Source organism: Paenibacillus radicis (ex Xue et al. 2023), assembly GCF_024722015.1.
Classification (GTDB): Bacteria; Bacillota; Bacilli; order Paenibacillales; family NBRC-103111; genus Paenibacillus_S.
Genome location: NZ_JANQBD010000013.1, coordinates 80,645 through 101,785 on the forward strand (window position 1 = coordinate 80,645; position 21,141 = coordinate 101,785).

General features: G+C 46.2%; 17 protein-coding genes and 1 riboswitch. All 17 genes read right to left on the reverse strand.

What is annotated here, in order from left to right:
- Positions 1-48: 48 nt before the first annotated feature.
- Positions 49-1,263: an HlyD family secretion protein gene (locus NV381_RS18235; RefSeq protein ID WP_258214726.1), complete on the reverse strand. Its 1,215-nt coding sequence runs from the start codon at positions 1,261-1,263 to the stop codon at positions 49-51.
- A 38-nt stretch (positions 1,264-1,301) separates the two neighbouring features.
- Positions 1,302-2,492, reverse strand: coding sequence for an ABC transporter permease (locus NV381_RS18240; RefSeq protein WP_258214727.1), 1,191 nt, complete (start codon positions 2,490-2,492; stop codon positions 1,302-1,304).
- 410 nt (positions 2,493-2,902) lie between these two features.
- Positions 2,903-3,373: an OsmC family protein gene (locus tag NV381_RS18245; protein WP_258214728.1), complete on the reverse strand. Its 471-nt coding sequence runs from the start codon at positions 3,371-3,373 to the stop codon at positions 2,903-2,905.
- Between the two features lie 143 nt (positions 3,374-3,516).
- Positions 3,517-3,663, reverse strand: coding sequence for a hypothetical protein (locus NV381_RS18250; protein ID WP_258214729.1), 147 nt, complete (start codon positions 3,661-3,663; stop codon positions 3,517-3,519).
- A gap of 565 nt (positions 3,664-4,228) precedes the next feature.
- The gene (locus NV381_RS18255) at positions 4,229-5,308 is read right to left on the reverse strand and encodes a rod shape-determining protein (protein ID WP_258214730.1); all 1,080 of its coding nucleotides are present in this window, start codon (positions 5,306-5,308) and stop codon (positions 4,229-4,231) included.
- Positions 5,309-6,678: 1,370 nt separating this feature from the next.
- A complete protein-coding gene (gene glsA, locus NV381_RS18260) occupies positions 6,679-7,623 on the reverse strand; it encodes a glutaminase A (RefSeq protein ID WP_258214837.1) in 945 nt (314 codons plus the stop codon).
- 352 nt (positions 7,624-7,975) lie between these two features.
- Positions 7,976-9,970, reverse strand: a complete 1,995-nt coding sequence (locus NV381_RS18265) for an LTA synthase family protein (protein WP_258214731.1) — start codon at positions 9,968-9,970, stop codon at positions 7,976-7,978.
- A gap of 306 nt (positions 9,971-10,276) precedes the next feature.
- The gene (locus tag NV381_RS18270) at positions 10,277-11,059 is read right to left on the reverse strand and encodes a (2Fe-2S)-binding protein (RefSeq protein ID WP_258214732.1); all 783 of its coding nucleotides are present in this window, start codon (positions 11,057-11,059) and stop codon (positions 10,277-10,279) included.
- Positions 11,060-11,848, reverse strand: coding sequence for an ABC transporter ATP-binding protein (locus tag NV381_RS18275; RefSeq protein ID WP_258214733.1), 789 nt, complete (start codon positions 11,846-11,848; stop codon positions 11,060-11,062).
- A 26-nt stretch (positions 11,849-11,874) separates the two neighbouring features.
- Entirely contained in the window at positions 11,875-13,596 is a 1,722-nt protein-coding gene (gene nikC, locus NV381_RS18280; RefSeq protein WP_258214734.1) for a nickel transporter permease, read from the reverse strand.
- The gene (gene nikB, locus NV381_RS18285) at positions 13,589-14,557 is read right to left on the reverse strand and encodes a nickel ABC transporter permease (RefSeq protein WP_258214735.1); all 969 of its coding nucleotides are present in this window, start codon (positions 14,555-14,557) and stop codon (positions 13,589-13,591) included. The genes nikC and nikB overlap by 8 nt, the downstream gene beginning before the upstream one ends.
- Positions 14,554-16,164, reverse strand: a complete 1,611-nt coding sequence (locus tag NV381_RS18290; protein ID WP_258214736.1) for an ABC transporter substrate-binding protein — start codon at positions 16,162-16,164, stop codon at positions 14,554-14,556. The genes nikB and NV381_RS18290 overlap by 4 nt, the downstream gene beginning before the upstream one ends.
- 201 nt (positions 16,165-16,365) lie before the next feature.
- Positions 16,366-16,561: riboswitch (cobalamin riboswitch) on the reverse strand.
- A gap of 83 nt (positions 16,562-16,644) precedes the next feature.
- Positions 16,645-17,187 carry a hemerythrin domain-containing protein gene (locus NV381_RS18295; protein ID WP_258214737.1) on the reverse strand — a complete coding sequence of 181 codons (543 nt, stop codon included), beginning with the start codon at positions 17,185-17,187 and terminating at the stop codon, positions 16,645-16,647.
- Between the two features lie 147 nt (positions 17,188-17,334).
- Positions 17,335-18,726 carry an LLM class flavin-dependent oxidoreductase gene (locus NV381_RS18300; protein WP_258214738.1) on the reverse strand — a complete coding sequence of 464 codons (1,392 nt, stop codon included), beginning with the start codon at positions 18,724-18,726 and terminating at the stop codon, positions 17,335-17,337.
- A gap of 26 nt (positions 18,727-18,752) precedes the next feature.
- On the reverse strand, positions 18,753-19,418 hold the full coding sequence (locus tag NV381_RS18305; protein ID WP_258214739.1) for a methionine ABC transporter permease: 666 nt from the start codon (positions 19,416-19,418) through the stop codon (positions 18,753-18,755).
- Positions 19,411-20,181: a methionine ABC transporter ATP-binding protein gene (locus tag NV381_RS18310; RefSeq protein ID WP_308862007.1), complete on the reverse strand. Its 771-nt coding sequence runs from the start codon at positions 20,179-20,181 to the stop codon at positions 19,411-19,413. Before NV381_RS18310 ends, NV381_RS18305 begins: the two co-directional genes overlap by 8 nt.
- Before the next feature lie 34 nt (positions 20,182-20,215).
- A complete protein-coding gene (locus NV381_RS18315; protein ID WP_258214740.1) occupies positions 20,216-21,109 on the reverse strand; it encodes a MetQ/NlpA family ABC transporter substrate-binding protein in 894 nt (297 codons plus the stop codon).
- Between the last annotated feature and the right edge of the window lie 32 nt (positions 21,110-21,141).

Sequence of the window (21,141 nt, forward strand, 5' to 3'; positions counted from 1 at the left end):
TGTTCTGTCTTGTTCTGCCTTATCTTGTCTGTAGCTCTAACGATAGGTTTAACGCTTGTTATCCACCTCATTGATATGTACCTCAGCCGTCATGCCCGGCAGCAAACTATCGCTTTTCTCGATATACACACGTACCTGGAATGTATTCAAATCTGCCGTACCTTTCTCCCGGCTCATTCGCAATGCCGCAAACTGTGGAGCAACCGTCACAAAACGAATGACTCCATCGATCTTGCCCTGTTGAGCTGCGAAATGTGTCGGAACAACACCGTCAGGCTTAAACTTGCCTACCTGAGTCTCATCCACGTAAAGATCGTAGTACATCTTACCGGTCTCCAAAACAACGACAGGCGCCCCCGAGCCTACATTCTCGCCAAGCTTGGGAAGCAGCTTAACAACTTTCCCGTCCGAAGGGGCCCTCAAGGTCAGCCTGTCCTTCTGTATTTGCAACGCTTGTATCGCAATTTGCTGCTGCTCCAGCTGCTTGTTTAACGCATCTAGACCAATTTTTTGATTGTCAATATCGCCTTGAACCAGCTGCTGCTGCTCAACCGTCGCCTGTGCACGTTCGGTCTGTATCCCCGCCTGCTTGCGTTCCTTATCGGTCGCTCCATTGACCATTTTATCGAGCACCGCTTGCTGCTGTTCCTTGGCGTTGGCGAGTGCTGCTACTTGACTCCTCGTATTCTCTATTGCATCGCGATGATCCTTATAGGAATATGGATTCGAATCGTAGGTTTCTTCCATATTCAGCAATTGATTTTGAAGCTTAACAGCATGGGAGTAGGCTTCCTCGGCACCTGCAACGGCCAGCCTCTGCCGTTCAATATCTTCCATGCGTGCGCCTTCCTCAACCTGCGCTTGCTGGGTTTCCGCCTGAGCTAATCCAATTCTCGCTTGCTTGACCGCGTTATCCAGCTTACTCAAGGCAACGTCAATACTGTCCTGACTCTGCTTGATCTTTAACGTCGTTACATCCGCATCCGTCTGCGCCTTTCTTAATTGCAAATCCAAATCCGTCGAGTCGAGGACCATAAGCACATCTCCTGTCTTCACCTTCTGTTCTTCCAGGGCTCGAACATCAATTATTTTGCCGCCTACTCCTTGGAATGAGATGTTAACCTGTTCGGCTGTCAGGATACTGCTCTTGCTTACACCGGCTAATGTAACAGCGTCTTTCCCTTGCGCTTGAAGCATCCAGCCTCCGGCCCCAACTGACACAGCTAAGGCCAATACCACAATCACTTGTTTCTTCAATTTCATCTATAGTTCCCCTCTCCTAAGGTCATATGGTGATATGGTCACACGGTCATATTGTTACTTGCTTCGGTCTTAAGCGGCAGCTGTAGAAGCGGTTTGGAAGCCGCGTTCGCTTTCCTGTTTTCTCGTACAATAAGCAAGGTTAGCAGCACAAGAACAATGCTTATCATGATTAAGAAGGCCGCGATATCCTCCATGAAATATTCCAGCCCGCCACCCCGGAGCCCCATTCCTCGAAACAACTTAAAGTACCATGTCGCGGGAATAGTATTACTTAGCATTTGAACGTAGCTTGGAAACAGCATGATAGGTGACAAGACGCCCGATAATAGAAAAGCAGGTGAAACCAAAAGCTGTACCCGGTTTTCTGCTTTAGTCTGAGTTGCCGCATTCCAGCCGACCAGCATTGCAAACCAGGCATTTGTTATGCAAAACAAGCTTAAGGGAAGCATAAATTCCAGCACATTACCGTCAAAGCGCAAGCCCCCGAATTGCTTCAATGCCCCTATCATGACTACCATAGAGACAAAAAATACCCCTGCGTAAGGAACCACTCTAAGCAGTAAACCAACGGGTCGCTTCAGTTCTTCAATCAGCCTATTTTCTTCCCGCATCCGGGCTACAATCGATATGGTGGCTTTATACAAATTACCCAGAGAAACAATGGTCACGTACCCGATAACCAATAAATTGACAAGACTATTTGTCGGATTAAACAAGAGCCTTTGCTGAAGAGTGATACTCGATAAGGTACCGTTAATTTGCTCATCATTCATCCCTATCGCCTTCAGTTTCCCCAAAGCAGGCGCACTGGAGTTCTCATATCCCAATACTTCGGATACTCCCGCTCTCAAGTTGGCCGTTGCGGAAGGTACCGTATAATCGACCAGAAGGCCGACATTCGATGGTTTTCCTTGATACCTGTTCTCTTCCAAGCCATGAGGCAAATATAAAACAGCCATGTATTTTTCACTATACAGCAATGTCTTCGGATCTATATCTTCATGAAGCACTGCCATAACATCGGCATACTGTGAAGCATTTATTTTGTTGATTAACTGCTGGCTGTAGAGGCTATTGTCTTCATCAATAACTACAATCTTGCTCTCGTTCAGCTGACTTTGGCTGAATAAGTATCCGAATACCAGCGCAAGTATTAACGGAGTGATTAGCGCTCTTTGTATGTATTTTCCTTGCAGCATCAGGTTCCATTCTTCTCTCAGCGAATTCAATTATCCATCACCTTCCACAATGAACTAAATGACCAATATAGTATTTTGGTCATTTTTAATTAAAAAATAAATCCTCCTTGGTGTGAGGAACCTACAGCAGTTGAGCTTCAGTAAAGTTGTTGCATCCGATAAAATGACTATAATTTGTTTTTGGTCAATTAGTCAATTGTAATAATATCATGTTCGCTCAACAACTTCAATAGCTATTGGCATTTTTTATGGAATATAACGAAAAAGCATCCTTACGCAGAAGCCAACGCTCTCCGTCAATCGGAAAGCTCGGCTTCCTTGTATGGATGCTTCCAGCAAATAAGCATTATTGTGCGATTGCGCTTGGGGTCGGTACAAGCTTGCTTTCTACTGTTTGCGACTGTCTAAGCAGGTTCTCCCTTAAACAGTCTGCTTTATTATTATTGCTGTTCTTCCAGTCCTTCCGGACTGGGCGCCGGTGTGTCGATTCCGTTAAGCACCACATGCGGGACAATAACCGCCTTTAGTGACGCTGCTACCGGGCAGTACTGCTCGCTTTCCAGCTTGACCGCCTGCCAAATACGAGAGGGAGCTACCGCCCCCTTTACATTAAAGGTCAAATGAATTTCTATAATCGCATGTGGAAGGCTCTCTTCACGAATACCATCTGCTACAATGTCGAGCGATTCCAGAGACTGGCGCATTTTTTCCAACAGCTTCGTGACTCCGATCCCTATGCAGCCCACAAGCCCAACGAGAATGAGCTCCAATGGACTGTTGCCGGAGTCTTCGCCCCCGAACTGTTCACTTGAATCCATCACTACAGGATACCCGCTTGGACCCTTTGCTTGAAAACGGCGCTTCCCCAGCCATTCTGCTGTTACTTGCATTTGCATCTTAGATCCCGTCATGATTTCCCTGCTCCTTTTCACAAGCTACTAAGATTATTTTACATCTTTTTAGCTCGAAAAATCCCACTCATGGACATTATGCGCGGTTCCGAACAACCGGGCTTCTCCTTTAATCTCAAATTTTCTGCAATGATTTGTGCGGATTACTCACGAATTTGATTTCCAGTCGTTCCAATTCCAAACACCGGATTGAGCGAGGTCATTGTCTCTTGAAACATGATTGAGATGTCTTTTCCTCGAAGCTTGCGAATTTCTTTGGGACTGGCCTCAAGAAGCTGCTGATTTTCCAAAGCAATGGATCCGCTTTAGACATGTCCATTTTTGCCAAGAAGTCTCATGATCGACAGCGCCGCTACACTTTATCGCTTCCGGACTCTCCAACTAACGCAAACGTCTCTCCCTATGTATTTCAAAACTAACATCATCCACTGAAGTTACTTCGCCTGCCCCGTTTGAAAAACCATTTTTATACGATTTACATGCAGCAAAGTTTCCATGGTTTTCCTCATTTTATGCTGGCGACTTCATTAATTTTATTAATCCTACAAAAATACTAAGAATTATATTTAAAGAGTACTCTAATTGAAGAGTCCGTCCTATGTCAATGAAAAATTACAAAATGCAAACTGCACACACAAATGGACCGCTCATCTTGGCATCTGTAGTCTGAGTCTGTAGTCCTGGCTTTAGTCTGAAGGAGCATTGAGCAAACGTTGAAGAGTCAGCCCGCCTCACTCCATCTTCAATTCATGCATGAGCCAAGCGCACTCGCATCTGGATCATTAGCTCCATATCGACTGACTCATCCATGATTTTGAAAATTCAGGTCAAGACCCCCGCCTATTTGCCTGGCTTCTACTGTTTACTTCCTTCTCTATTACTCGAACCCTTGCTCACTGCAACCTGTTCCTCCGGTTTGTAAGTACGCTGATTCATCGAGCGCCTGGATCCATGTTCACCCAGCATCATACCTGCTCCGAGTGCGGTGCAATCCAACGGATCTTCAGCGATATGCACATGAACTCCTGTTTCCGCTTGAATGCGTTTATCGATCCCTTCCAATAAAGCTCCTCCACCGCATAACAGTATCCCCTGCTCAATTACATCCCCCGCAAGCTCAGGCGGGCACTGATCCAATGTTGTCCTTATCGCTTCTACCAGCGTTTTGAAAAAATCATCCACCAGCAAGTAAATTTCACCTGAGCTTAGCCGTACTGACCGAGGCAAGCCACTAATCATATCACGCCCTCGGATATCGAGCGTTCGTTCTTCAGCAGACGCATTAGCTGTTCCTATCCGTTTCTTGATTTCTTCGGCCGTACGTTCTCCAATCTCGAGACTATACTGCTTTTTGACATAATCCATTATATCTTGGTCTATTGACATCCCGGCCCTATGTACAGTGTGACTAGCCACTATACCGCCTAACGACAAGACAGCTACTTGGCAGGTGCCCCCACCAATATCAAGCACCAAATGTCCGATAGGCTCGTCAATTAAGAGCCCTGCTCCCAGCGCTGCTGCCAATGGTTCCTCAACTGCAACCGCTCTTCTGGCCCCTTTATGGATGATGGTTTCCTCAACCGCCCGCTTCTGCACATTGGTTATGCCGCAGGGCACTGAAATGTATACCTGCGAGCTTCGCAACAGCGACTTGCGCCCTTGGATTTTTTTGATAAAATGCTGCAGCATCCTGCTTGTCATCTCAATATTAGCGATAACGCCGTTCGTTAAGGGATAAGTGATATCTACGTAACCAGGGGCTCGTCCAACCATCGCCTGCGCCTCAGCGCCTACAGCTAATAATTCACCGGTATTTTGGTTAACTGCGACTACCGACGGCTCGCTCAACACGATACCCTTGCCCTTTTCATATATAACAGTGTTAGATGTTCCCAGGTCAATACCATATAACTTATCAAATCGTTTTAACATACAAAATCTCTCCTCCTTCGTTCGATTACCGAATCACTGCTTGGAGGCTGCACAAACGGTTATGCTATAGTATTCTTCTTAACACTCGGATTTGAGGGGGAACGAGCCATAATTCCCTGTATTTACAAGACCGTTTATTTAATCGACATAAATGGCAGCTCGAACATCAGAGGTAGCTATTTAATAAGAAAATCTCTATCAAGTATCGAGTCCTTTCATAAATGAGCGACCGCGATTCATTTGTAGATTTTCTTGCGCAATACCAGACTCGCTGGTTCTACTCTGTGATTTGAAGCCATTTCGATGAAGAGATATGTGTCTTAAAGTAACTTGATGTACGATCTACGTTGGCGCGTGAGGATGGAAGTAGTTCCAACCTCTGCTTGGGGAGAGATAGAGGTCGCTTAAAGTAGCTTGATGTACGATCTACTTTGGCGCGTGAGGAAGATATGGGTCCCAGCCTCTGCTTGGGGAGAGATAGAGGTCGCTTAAAGTAGCTTGATGTACGATCTACTTTGGCGCGTGAGGAAGATATGGGTCCCAGCCTCTGCTTGGGGAGAGATGAAGGTGGTTTAAAGTAGCTTGTTGTACGATCTACGTTGGCGCGTGAGGATTGAGGTGGGTTCCAGCCTCTGCTTGGGGAGTGATGGAGGTGGCTTTAAAGTAGCTTGATGTACGATCTACGTTGGCGCGTGAGGATTGAGGTGGGTTCCAGCCTCTGCTTGGGGAGATATCGATGTGGGACATAAACCGCGGTTGAAGTCGTGTTCCTCTGATAAGTAATCTTGCCATGATGGGAACACATCTCCCGCCAAAATCGATGCTTGTCGAAAGTACACAGCTAGATACTCCATAACTAACAGGAATTCCTCCAGTTATATTCCGGTTAGTGAGGTTTTTTTCGCAAATAACTGGAAATCATCCTGTTATTTCTAATGATTTATAGAATTTCAACCAAAAACATCTATATTAACATGATATTTTCCAGCTAAGTTCCTAATCAAGCATGTAACGGAAGAATTAGCTCCAGAAATTCCAGTTAACCATTCGCTACCGCCTGACCAAGATACATTCGTGTTTTAGACTAGCACTCTTCTTGCGAGTAGAAAGTCAAAAGTCGTTTTAGTGAAATTCAACTTTTATTTGGTTATGTAAATCCATGTATAAAAGCATTGTTAAGAACTTAAAAAAGCTGTCTATGCTTCATATTTTGGTACCGTAGAAGGCTTATATGCTTCATATTTTGGTACCGTAAAAGGCTTATATGCTTCATACTTCGGTTCCTTTAAAGGCCCCGTACCGTAGCTTTCTAATATATTAATAAAGCAACCTTAGCCCTGTGAAATTTCGGACTAAGGTTGCCTTATTTTTTAAAATAAACTCCAACCAAACTCACCGGACAATTTTTCCAATAAATTCACACCCGCTACGCTATTGCCCTTCTTGTTTAAAGCAGGACCGACTAACCCTATGCCGTACCGACCCGGAACAATCGATAAAATACCGCCTGACACGCCGCTTTTGGCCGGTAAGCCGACGTTGATTGCAAACTCACCGGATGCGTTATACATCCCGCAAGTAGTCATGAAAACCTTCGCGATCTGAACATATCGCCGTGGAATAATCGACTTTCCTGTTGATGGATCGATGCCGCCCAGCGCCAATACCAATGCCATTCGGGCTAGATCCGAGCAAGTGACTTTCACAGCGCAATGACGAAAATAAATATCCAGTACAGCCTCTACATCATCCTGCAGTATGCCTTTATCCTTGAGATAATAAGCCAGCGATCTATTAAGATGCCCTGTTTCCGATTCGGACCGGTACACATCCAGATCATAATCCAATGAATCATTGTCCGCCAGCTGACGGAAAAATTGTAATATCCGCAATGACCTCTCTTCAGAACTATCTCCTCCGACTAACGAAGTGACAGCTATCGCCCCAGCATTGATCAACGGATTAAAAGGTCTGCTAGGCTCCACTAATTCCAGCTTCAGCATAGAATTGAAATTATCTCCGGTCGGTTCCATACCCACCTTGGAGAACACCGCCGCCTCTCCGTGGTCCATTAGAGCAAGGATCAAAGTGAACACCTTCGATATACTCTGCATCGTAAAGGACAAGCCGCAATCTCCGGCAGAAACCGAGCCTCCAGCCGTATCCATGATGTAAATGCCCAATGCATCCTTGGGTGACTTAGCCAACTCAGGAATGTATGCCGCGACCTTACCTTGTTCAGCCAGTTGACGGCTCGCTTCAACCCATTCGGGAAGAACTGATTTTATTTCCCCAAGCTCATCTGTATTCACCATTCTCACCTTACCTCCATATAGCCGCTTGTTGGACTCATGCTGTATCCGTTCCTTTGAAGCTCTGCCCATGTCTACACTTCCACTTCTTTGCAAAAATGCCTTACAGTCGCTTCAAACTCACCTCTCTACCGGCACAAGACGGATGGCTCATTTATGATTAATAATAATGAAATGAATATAAGGAAGCAATGGGATAACAGCTGCACATACAAAAAAAAGCACCCTAATTAAGGGTGCGTCCATTACTAAAATTCCATATCCATCTCACGCAAACAGTCGAGAAGTTAGGGCCTCTCCGTCGTGGATTATGCCCCTAACCCTAGCGGCGCGAACGCTTTTTCCCTTTTATCCCCTACTTGTTATCGCCATCGCTAGCGTTCAAGCTTCCATCTATCTCTTCTTCGGCAGGAGCTTGCACGGCAAACTCCTGGTTATAATTCGGCATCACAGTCTGCTGCAGGTACTGCGAATCGATGTACTTGGCCAAATACTGCTTGCCGAATAGCGCATCGTACTGCAGCTGCCTGTATTTATCCACATCATTCTTGAGTGAATCCGGTACGGACGAATATAAATTCTGATTTGCATCCACTACCAGATTACGCAGCATGCCGGGCATCTTCTGGGATAGCTCTGCATTGTATGCAAGAGTCTCCGGAAGCTGCATCCCCATATGGTTCAACATATAGGCACCAAGAAAGGAGTTACTGAGGATCGGCAGTTGCTCCTGCGGCAGATCTACGTTAGACCACGTAACGAAAGGTACGCTATGCATCTTCTTCAATTCCTCAAGTGACCATTGCTCCGATTTGCCGGATTGAATAAAACCTCCCTGTTTATACACATCATAATCATAACCCAGCATAGGCAAATGATCGCCATAAAAAACGATTACCGTAGGCTCACCCGTCTCGGTGAAATGATCGATCAGCTTCTGCAAACTCGCGTCCGCATCCTGAGCGCCCTGTGTGTACGTTTCGAGAGTATCCTTCGCCTCCGGAGTTAAATTACCTTCGACTTGAATCGGATTGCTGCCGTAACGCTGATCATCATACGGGCCATGGTTCTGCATCGTCACCGTGTAGATGAACATAGGTTTATCTGTGCTATCCACCTGTTGAATAATATTATTAGCTACCTCGTCATCAGAGATGAAATCACCTTTGTACTGTGGATTGCTAAATTGATCCTTACTCATGAAGCTTTCAAATCCCATTTGCTTATAAACATTTTCACGGTTCCAGAACCAGCCTTCATATGAATGAATAGCCATGCTTTTGTAGCCCTGTTCTTCAAAATATCCAGCAAGACTAGGTAACGGTTTGGAAATATACTGCTGATACGGCACGGAGCCTGCAGGAAGGAAGCTCATCGACTGCCCTGTCAGCACTTCATACTCGACATTGCTCGTGCCTCCTCCGAACTGGGGCGAGAGCAGGTAACCGGATGTGGATTCCTGCTGCAGCCGGTGAACGGTAGGCACAGGGTCGGCGCTAAAGGATACATTCGGAAGCAGAGTTGGATCCCAGAATGCTTCACTCATAATAAAAATAACGTTCGGCTGCTTCCCATTAAAGGGATCTGCTTTTGCCGATGCCAGCTGTATTCCAGACTGCCCCTTCAGTGATTGTGCCAAATTCGCCATGGTCGGCTCGTCATAGCCTTCTGGCTTCGGAACGATCGCATTCTTCACATTCATCGTAAAGGCGAGCATCATTCCATTATTCCCGTAGTTCTCAGACTGATTCCAAACGATCTCGCTTGCGCCCATGCGGTCCATGACCCGGCTAGCCCAAGGAGCATTAACCCCAAACGAATACACGGCAAACACTGCCATCAGCCCAACTACCACACGGGTCTTTAGCTTCAAACGAAGCCGCGGCACCCAGATTGACAGGAGAAGCAGTACTAATACTGTACCCACCATAGTTCCGATTCGCATTAAAGCTGATTGGTTCGTTACCAAAGGCAAAACATTCATGCTTTCTTTATTAAGAAAGATATCCCATGGAAAAAACGGCTCACCAATCAACTTCACTTTGAAAAAGCTAACAAACGACATTGTACATAATAGCAGAATAGATACAGCAATCGATGGCAATAACCCACCCAATAACGCATATATCAATAAAAAGATAAATAAATCCAAAAGAGCGTTCATTGTAAACAGTTTGGGGTTTTGGATCAGCCACGTCCAGGTTTCCTGTAAATTTCCCCGTTGAATAAATTCCACGCCGAAAACTAATACTAAAGGCACAACTGCACAGGCTAACACTATAAAGAAGTTACTCCACAGTCGATTTAGGCCAGGCCCTGCTTTCTTCCGTCTTTTTGACAAGGGACGCATGGGTCTCTCACACTCCTATCCCGCGTTTCTCTTTCTTTATTTGCGGTTTTTTTATTTATGGTCATCGTTCTATTGCAGCTTTACATCGAAGTTCCTCAACTAAAATTTAATATATTGAAATAGGATCCGATGCAAATAAGCAGCTTGCCGCTTTGTATTTTATAATGATAGAACAGATAACTTAATAAAACCTTAATAATTGCTGAATGCGAACTTAAAGTAATAAATAAAAAAGGATTGAAGATCAGCAGGGTTCTCCCTATTGATTTTCAATCCTCTAATGCTATATGGTGTATTTTTTTCGTGCTAAGCTTCCCTTTTCATTCTCCGCCCCTCATCACTTAACCGAGGGCAAGTATAGCAGTAGCCATGAGTAGTATCTGTTTGATATGCCAGACAACAAGCCACCTTCTGACGTATTAGCTCATCCGGCTCCTGCATATGCTGTATCCAGCGAAATTCCTGTTCGAATGGATTCCGTAGCAATCCCAGCTTCTCCATATTCAATTCCTGAAGTAGAATGGCAAAATCCTGTTCAATAAGAGATTTTCTTGCCGGGAGTAAGGAAGCCTTTTGTAACAAGAAATCTTTCTCATTATAAAGTCTTGTGACAAATTGCGCCCACAGCTGATTTTCTTTGGTATGGGATGCCCGGGCAAGACCGATAAGTATCGGACGCACAGTCTGTTCATAAAATGCATTCAGTACTGCGGAACGGGATGCTCCTGCTGTCTCTAACAGTATGGAAGCATTGTCCGCATCCTGCAGAACGAATGATACTTTTCTTCGTCCCTCTACCATTACGATTTGCAGCTTTAACCGGTCAGGGGATAACTTCAAGTCCGTATCATAAAACGATAGTGAAGCCTGCATAGCTGAGCAGACCATGCCGAACCAGCTTGACATATGAAATGCAGCAATATCGGGCTTGCCAGCACGAATAATTTGCATGACAGCCAAAACTAGGTCCTCGGCCTTCTCCTTATCCAGCAAGTCAGAAAGACTTGCTAATAATACCGGCTGCGGATTCTCCTGCGTTATAAAATTATATTGTTTTTCGAGAAAGGCATAATCAACTCCGGTACCCATTTAAATCACACTCCTCTCGTTGAACACATCCGATAGTTCTATAAACTCAGGAAAAACAGGTGTAGCCGCAAGTAATGAACGTGTATACGGATGCTTAGGATGATGAATCAGCTCATAAACTTCCGCTTCTTCCACAATCATTCCCTTTTGAATAACCAATACTCGCTGGCATAGTCCGGCAACTACCGCAATATCATGGGAGATAAACAAATAACTGACCTGACGATTGCGATGCAGCTCTTGAAGCAGGCTGATCATTTGAGCTTGAATCGAGACATCGAGAGCGGAGAGGCATTCATCCAGCACAAGAAGCTTCGGCTCAGGAGCAAGTGCACGCGCCAAGCAAACCCGCTGGCATTGACCGGTGCTTAACTCATGAGGATAACGATCCAAGTAATCGGCATTCAGTCCGACTGATTGAAGCAAGCTTTCCATTTTTCCTATAAAACCCTGCTTACTCACAAATTTATGAAACTGATGAAGCGACTCCAACAAACTCCTTCTTACCGTCCAAGCTGGATTTAGACTGTTGCGAGGGTCTTGAAATACCATCTGAATGTCTTGATGCGACATCCGTCTTACAGCTCGTTCATTTAAGGATCTGCCGTTCCACAGCAGCTTGCCGGCATCCGGCCTCTCCAGTCCTGCCACGCAGCGGGCTATAGTGCTTTTTCCCGATCCCGACATACCGATCAAACCGACAATTTCACCGGGATTGATTGAGAACGATATCGAATCCAGCACTTTTTTCCCTTGATAGCTTTTTTGCAGGCCCTCGATCTCAAGCATAAATCATCTCCCCTTCTACTCTCGTGTCAGGTTATTTTTCGTAAATGAGCTGGAATCCGTAAAGCGGGAATAGACTGCAGCAGCCGTCGCGTATAAGCTTCGCGCGGTTCTGTGAATACCGACCGAACATCCCCCTGCTCAATGATTCGCCCCTTCTTCATGACGCAAATTCGATCTGCGATTTGTGCAACTAATCTCAAATCATGGGTGATGAAGATCATCGCCACTTGCCGTTCCTTCTGTAGAGCTGCAAGCAGCTCCATAATTCGCGCCTGGGTGCTGACATCAAGCGCAGTGGTTGGTTCATCGGCCACAATGATTTGCGGTTCGTTGATCATGGCCATAGCAATAACAACCCGCTGCCTCATTCCTCCGCTCAATTGATGAGGATACTGATGGTAGGTTTCCTTGGAGAGGCCTGTCTGCTCCAGTAGCTTCAGCACTTGTGCCTTCGCCGCCGCTTTATTCAGACCCGCTTTCTTATGAGCGGTCAAGCATTCCTGCAATTGACTGCCGATAGTAAGAACAGGGTTGAGCGAATCCATAGGGTCTTGCGTTATATACGCAATCCGGCTGCCGCGTGCTTGGCGCCAATCACTCCACTCCCAATCCTTGGTGTCCGCTCCCAGCAGATGAATCGTCCCGCCACTTAACTCGAGCGGAGGGCGCAGCAGCCCCATTAACGCCAGCGCGAGCGTGCTTTTCCCTGAGCCGCTTTCTCCAACCAAACCCAAACACTCTCCTGGCCGCAACTCCAAGCGAATATCTTCCAATATCGCTTTGGGTGTATCTCGTTTACTCTCCGCGGCTGTCACATACAGCCCTTCTACCTCAAGCAGTTTCGTTGAGCTCATATGAGATTCCTTGCGCTTGCTTTTTCCCCTGCTGCCAAAAAGCCGGGGCATATTCAGAGCTCGGGGTTCTAAAGCATCCTTCAATGTATCGCCCAAATAATTAGTTCCTAATACCATTAGGAAAATGGTCAGCCCGGGAGCAAGAAACAACCATGGCGCTTCTTCAATGTACGCCCGTCCTTCATTCAGCATCGCTCCCCATTCCGGCTGCGGCGGGCGAATGCCCAGTCCAAGAAACGACATGGAAGCTATACTTAAGATAATGCTTCCTATGTCCAGAGTTACCAACACCAGTATCGGACCGACGATGGAACCGAGAACATGCGTACTAATGATTTTCCAGGCAGGAATTCCAGAGGTTTTGGCTGCTTGCACGTAGCCTTCATTACGAACTGACAATACGTAGCTTCGAAAAATCCGGGCAAATGACGGCCAAGACACAGCCGCAACCGCGATCATCAGACTGCTGAGTCCCGGACCCATTAACGAGGCAAGAGCTATGGCTAGCACTAGCTGCGGGAAGGAGAAGAGCACGTCCATCAATCGGGTCAGCACCATATCAACCCATCCGCCGAAATATCCAGCGGCAAGTCCGATAATCAAACTCAAAGAAATAATCAGGGTCACCGCCATAATCGAAGCGCCTAATGAAGCAACTCCTCCATGCATCAGCCTCGATAAAACATCTCTGCCGAAATTATCCGTTCCAAGCCAATGATCGCCAGAAGGTGGTAAAAGTGCCTGCTTGTAGTCAACTTTGACAGGATCATATCCCGAAAACCATGCCCCGCCGATAGACATCACGACAATTGCCACAATAATGACCAATAATAGAATGGCCAGCGGATCTGTCTTCAAGGAATAGAAGAGACGTTTGCGAAATCGGTTATCCATGCTGTCCCTCCTGCTCCAGTCTGACCCGCGGGTCCATCCACCGGTAAATAACATCAACAGCCAAATTCAACAAGATGTAAACAAGAGCCATCAGCAGAGCAAAAGCCTGAATAACGGGGTAATCCCTCCCGGTAATCGCATCCACCACATACCGCCCTACACCTGGCCATGAAAAGACAGTCTCGATAATGACAGTTCCACCGATAAGTCCTCCTATTACAAGCCCGAACGAAGTTAACACCGGAAGCAGCGCATTAGGCAGCGCATGCTTGAACAGGATCGTTCTCCGATGCAGCCCTTTTGCTTCCGCCAATATGATATATCGCTGTGAAAACACTTGGAGCAGGCTTGTTCGCAGCAAGCGCGCCGTAACTGACGATAGCCCTATGCCTAGCGTCAAAGCTGGCAGGATCAGGTGATCGCCCCCGCCTCTTCCCATTGTTGGAAGCCAGCCCAGCTTCACAGACAAGGTATACATAAGCACCAAACCAAGAAAAAAACTCGGTACAGACACACCAATCAAGGCAATAACCCTTGTTGCATGATCCACAGCCTTACGGTGATATACCGCTCCCGCGATCCCTGATGGAATCGCGATCACGAGCATAATTATAAGCGCAGCCCCTGCAAGCTCCAGCGTTGCCGGAAAGCGATGCAGCAGCTCATCGAGAATCGGCGTTTTGCTCCGGAAGGATACGCCCAAATCACCGCGAATAATTTTCCATAACCAGCTCCCGTATTGTATAGGTAAGGGCTGATCAAGACCCAGTTGCTTGTGCAGAACCTCTGCATCCTTCTCCAAATCACTGAGATTCGTACTAGGATCGAACATTGTAAGCAGAATCGCTCGCGCTGGATCACCCGGTATAAAACGAATCAGTGAGAAAATAAGAAGAGTAATTCCTAACAAAGCCGGAACTGTAAGAAGTATACGCAGGATCAAATAACGGATTAGCTTCATTTGGAGATGTACATCCCAGGGACGATTCTAGTTTGTAAATTTTTATCGATGCCTTTCACTTTACTGTTATAGGCAGCGCCCCAACGTGTATTATTGAATAAATAAATGATCGGAACATCCTCCTGGACGCGGGTTTGGATCTGTTTAGCCAAATCCACTTGTTTCACAGCATCGAATTCCGAAGTCAATTGACTGATCAGCTTATCCACCTCGGGATTGCTGTATCCCCCGTAATTAGATGCAACGCCTGATTGGTAGTAGGAGTACAATTGACCGCCAATATCGCCGGTTGCCGTTCCGCAAGAGCAATAGGTAGCCGTATCAAAATTGCCGTCCAGCATCATTTGGTTGGAGGCCGTTGTTTCGACCGGATTTAATTCAATCTCAACGCCTACATTTTTAAGCTGCGATTGCAAAGCTACTGCCAATGGTTGAAAAACCGTGTAAGTCAACATTTTCAGCTTCAGCTTTTGTCCGTCCTTGGCACGGATTCCATCAGAGCCTTTCTTCCAGCCAGCCTCATCCAGAAGCTTCTCGGCTTTGGCCTTGTCCGTCTCTGCACCTGTCGAAATCGCATATGGAAGTCCCGCTGGGAAATGCCCTGTAGCTTTGGACGCAAATCCGCGGCTAACACCTTCGATAAGCTCCTTGCGGTCAACAGCTAAATTCAGCGCAATCCGAACATTTTTATCTTGAAGCGCCGGTACCTTTTTCATATTCAACCATAGATTAGTCGTCTGTCCGATTGGGAAGTAAGTGGCTAATTTCGGATCCTTCTCGTAAGACACCCGCTGTTCAACTTCCACGTTCATATCCGCATCAGCATCGCCATTCTTCAATGCAAGCAGTCGCGCTTGTGCGTCAGCTCCTAATCTTGCCTCCAGCCGCTGCAGCTTAGGTTTTTCTCCCCAATATCCAGGAAACGCTTCAGCAATGAGCAGCTCGCCTGGAGTAAACTGAATAGGCTTCATAAAGCCAGTCAAATCGGCTTGTGAATTAAACTTATCTCCGAGACGATTCGCTTCCTCAGCATTATGTATTGCAAATCCGTTCAGCTTGAAAATAAAGTTAGGGTCTGGCTTAGGTGTTTTGAGCTGTAGATGCAGGCTGTCTTTTACGATAAATTCAACACCGCCAATTTGTGAGGGCCCCCGTTTATTAAGCTTCTGATGACGCTCCAATGCCGCTTTTACCGCAGCAGCATCCATGACCGCGCCGCTCCAAAATTTTACGTTAGGCTGTAATTCCACTTCCCACAGTGTCGGCTCCAGGTTTTTCCAAGATTTCACTAACCATGGTCTTATAGATCCATCATCATTAAGCATAACGAGAGGTTCAGCAATTCCATCTGATGTAATCCGCTGTGCATCAATATGGACAGGATCCAAAGAGCGGGGCATATTTAAGGTGACGTATTTTAACACCTGCTCCTTGGCCTCTCCGGCAGCGGACGCATCTTTGGTATCTGTGGACTGACCATTACCGGTTGGCTTGGAGGATGATGAGCTTTGGCAAGCCGACAATGTGACTAAAATAATAACAAGAATAAGTGCAAGAAAACCGCTGTACTTTGGACGACTGGATTTGGATCTGGATCTGGATCTCATAAAAAATTGCCTCCTGATTTACCAAGTTTATTCGTAATAATTACAATTAAAATCTTACTCATAATTCTTTGCTTCGTCAATACATACTTAAAAACAAAAAAAGACATCCCTACCTCAGAAAAAAAAGGTAAAGATGTCCTGTTTATATATGATGAAATAAACGACGGTCGTCTAAACACTTCCCTATCTTCCGTAGGTCAAAGCAGTGTTGTCAGAACAGGCAGGTCTCCTGGCTCCGGAATTCACATCATAAGCGGCCTTCCCAATCCTTGTGCACAAAGATCAGTGGCATTGTCGCTATGACTCCTCCGTTACAGTGGCGGGACCGCGTCGGTTTTACACCGAACTTCCCTTTTAAGCTTCAGCAAGCTGAAGCACCTTGTTCCCACAAATATTCAATTAATAAAATAATACATAGGGCTCAAGCTATTGTAGCACAGTAAATAATGGAAGTCATCTGAAGTTCATAAATTTAAAAATTTAATCATATGAAAAATAATGAATATCATTGGATACTTGGTCAGTCATTGGATTAATGAGCCGTTCCTCCTGCTCCAAATGCTTTATTAGAATGCGACATGCATGAGTCAAATAAGCCGCCGCTTGTTTCACAGGCATTGCTTCCGAATCCGATTTCAGTGCATGCACAGCTCTCAAGAAGGCGTCCATGTAATTCATCGCCAATTGATGATCCTTCTCCAGATCACATAAGGTCGGTGTGACCGAAAGAGCATTATGTCCTTGGCAACAAATATTCAGCAATGGAAATAGCTCCCGCTCCTCCCACTCCGAGTGCCGATTCAGCTCTTCCTTGAATCCCATTGTCCAGAGTCTTAGATGCAGTAGAGAGCTTATCGCACGATTCTTGTCGGCCTCCTGCTCCGTCTGACTCGCCTGGTTTTCCAAATCCATCAGAACCTGCAGCAATTCGGCATGGTCTTGCTTCAAACGGTCCAGCAGCTTAGGCAGCTCAGCTTCAGGAGCAATCTCCGAAGCAGCCTGTGATTTGCACGGCATGCTCATTTTGTGGCCTCCAATCAACCTGTTATTTTCCTTATACCATACAGATTACTCCGCTACCCCTTGTTTGTATGTATGAAATATCACACCTCTTACTAATTAATAAAAGGGCAACCATGAGGTTACCCCAAAACCTATATATTGAATTAACTATAAGGCCACAGATTCTTTAAAAGTCTGCTGACGGATCAAGGCTGCAGGATGACCATTCGGAGTCAGATGGATGCCTTGGCCGAACAGGCGCTCACGGAAGGTCCCCTCCTCGTATTCGGTACGATACAATCCCCTTTGCTGCAGCTCAGGGATGACCAGCTCGATAAATTCGCGGAAAGACCCTGGAGAAAGAAACTGCGTGAGGTTAAAGCCATCTACCCCTGTTTCTTCCACCCAGTACTGGATTTTATCAGCAACCTGCTCCGGTGTTCCTGCAATAAAGAACGGCGACTGTCCGCCCAGCTTTTTGAAGGTTTCGATAATCTCGCCCACTGTTTTTTTATTATGCTTGGTGAATCTTGACGCAGCCGTCTGGCCGTGATCGGTTTCCACATATTCCAAATAGTCATCAGGGCCGTAACGGGATAAATCATAGCCGCTGGAGCCTCCATAATGGGCGAGAACTCCCTCGACGCTGCGAAGCCTCCCGAACTCCTTCACCTTCTGATGAACCTCCTCTTCTGTGCGGCCAACGATGACCGACAAACCGGTAAACATTTTGATGTGCTCAGGCTGACGTCCGTTTGCTTGTGCCTGGGCGCGGATATCCGCGATATGCTGCTTCAATGCTTCCACAGTAGGAGCTCCCAGAAACACACATTCCGCATGTTTTGCCGCAAATGTCTTGCCTTTTACCGAGCTGCCCGCCTGATAAATAACTGGAGTTCTCTGCAGGGAAGGTTCGCTGAGATGAGGTCCGGGAAGCCTGAAATATTTGCCTTCATGGTTGATCTCATGCACTTTGTCGGGATCGGTATACGTGCCGGTTTCCACATCGCGAACAACCGCTTGATCTTCCCAGCTGCTTTCCCACAGCTTATAGCAAACCTCCAAATACTCGTCAGCCATTTCGTAGCGCTCGTCATGCGGAATCATCCGGTCCAGTCCATAATTGCGTGCAGCGCTGGGCAGGTAAGATGTTACCACATTCCATCCCAGCCGCCCTTGCGTCAGATGATCCAATGTTGTCATACGCCGGGCATGCCCATAAGGATGCTCATAAGAGGTGGAGAATGTCACCGCAAAGCCCAAATGTTTGGTTACCAGTGCCATAGGCGGCACAATCAGGAGCGGATCGTTACACGGAACCTGAACGGCTTCTCTTAGCGAGGTTTCTATTCCCCCCTTGTACGTATCATAAGCGCCTACCACATCAGCCAAAAACAAGGCATCGAATTTCCCCCGCTCCAGCAGCTCGGCAAGCTCCGTCCAGTAGGAAAGCTCGGTATACCGGTGACGGTTATTATCCGGATGCACCCACATGCCATGGGATAAATGACCTACACAGTTCATTTCGAAAGCATTCAAATGTATCTTTTTCGGCATCATTCATCGCCTCCACTCCGGTTTATGCATTAAAGTCTCTTATCCAGTCTGCGAACGATAAAGTTACCGGTAAATTGAAAAGCCTGAACGAAAATGACCATCAAAATAACCGTAAAGAACATAACATCCGTCTGATAGCGGTAATAGCCGTAACGGATCGCAAAATCTCCGATGCCACCGCCTCCGACCAGCCCGGCAACAGTTGAATAGGACAGAAAGCTGACGGTGATAATCGTAATACAATTGGCGATACCCGAACGGGCTTCCGTATAAAGCACCTTCCAAATAATTTGATAACGGTTCGCTCCCATCGACTCAGCCGCTTCAACAACACCTCGGTTTACTTCCAGCAAGGTTTGTTCCACGAAACGGGCAAAATAAGGCACGGCATTTATAATCATAGGCACAGTGGCCGCAGTAGTTCCGAGTGCCGTACCTACCAATAAGCGGGTGATAGGTATAATGGCAATCATCAGAATCAGAAACGGAAAGGACCGTACCAGGTTAACCAAACCGTTAAGAATTAAGTAAAACTTCGGTGCTTTGACAAAAGAACCCGGACGTGTCAAATACAGCAGTGTACCGAGCGGCGTACCAAAAAGTACAGCCAGCGGTATCGTAACAATCAGCATGTAAAAGGTTTCGCCCAGAGCCTCCACAATCTCCGGACCGGCATAGATGATATTATCAAACATAAGCCACCTCTCTTTTATCCAACACGATCTCATTCTTAAATAAAAATTGGGCAATATTGGACTTAGGGACAAATTTCGCATCATTCATCTCAAACTTCTCTACGACAACTCCTTGCTCCATAACCGCTACTTTATTGCAGATAGATTTGATAACATTCATCTCATGAGTAACTATAACGATCGTAATGCCAAGGCGCTCATTGATTTCCTTCAAAAAGGCCAGGATGCTTCCGGTTGTTGAAGGATCGACAGAAGAGGTCGGTTCATCGCATAACAAAACCTTGGGTCGGTTGGCCAGTGCGCGGGCAATAGCCACACGCTGCTTCTGCCCTCCGCTCAGCTTGGCCGGGTAAGCTTTAGTCTTGTCCTCCAGCCCTACGATTCTCAAGCATTCCTCAATCCGCTGCTTTCTTTCACTTTTAAGAACTCCCGCAATTTCTAGTGGAAAAGAGACATTTTCGAATACAGTCCGGTTATTAAGCAGATTGAAGTGTTGAAAGATCATCCCTATCGACATCCGCGCTTTGCGCAGCTCGCTTTCGCTTAAAGCCAGCATATCCTGGCCATTAACGATAATCTTGCCGCTATCCGGCCGTTCCAATAAATTAATCGTCCGCAGAAGCGTCGATTTACCAGCACCGCTGAACCCGATGATCCCGTAAATATCTCCTTCATCAATCTGCAGGGAAGCTGAGGAGACCGCATTCAGCGGTTCTCCATTGGGAATTTGGAATACTTTATTCACATCTTGAAGCGTAATCACAACGCATCGCTCCTTCGTTTATTGTAAGCAGAGCTTACTTTTTATTTAGGTTATCGATAAATTCAATCGCATCCCCATACTTGCTCCGGTAAAATTCTTTTATCCGTTCGCTTTCATAAGCTTTTTGCAATACCTTCACTTTTTCCGATCCTGCTAAATCTTTACGGACAGCAACGATACTTTTGTACGGCAAACCCTCACCCTTCTCCAAAGCAAGCGCATCCGTCTTAGGCTTGAAACCGATTTGTACAGCTGTTCCGGCAAACAGGAAGCCGACATCAACATCTTCTAATGTACGCTGCAGCATCAATTGATCCACTTCTTTAAATTTGTATTTATGGGGATTATCCGTAATATCTCTAAGCGTTGCATGGGTGACGCTAACTCCCTCTTTCAGCTTTAAACGTCCTAGGTCACGAAGCATGAACAACGCACGTCCGTTATTTGCCGGGTCGACAGGAATCCCGAAGGTAGCGCCATCCGGTACATCCTCAATTTTTTTGTATTTTTTAGAGTATAGTCCCGACGGCGTGAAAATCGTATAGAAACCACGAACAACGTTTTTCAACCCATGATCGGTTACAAACTGGTCAAAATAAGCCTCGTGCTGAAAAGAATTTGTATCCGCTTGGCCGTCGTTGACAATCTTGTTAGGCTGAATAATATCGTTTACGACCACCTGCTCCAAAACATATCCTTGTTTTTCGACTTCCTCCTTTAAAATTTTCACGATATCCCCGTTAAAACCGCTGTCGCTCATAATATGCTTGATGACTTTATCCTCTTTTTTGGCTTCTTTAGTTCCACCGCCTGCTGCCGATGTATTCACCGTCCCCCCTGATCCTCCTGTGGACGCTGCCGGCTGCGTTCCGCATGCCGTAAGGAACAAAATAAAAGTTAATATGAATAACCCCAAAGATTTTTTCATGATTCTGATTTCTCTCCTTTTAATATTAATTT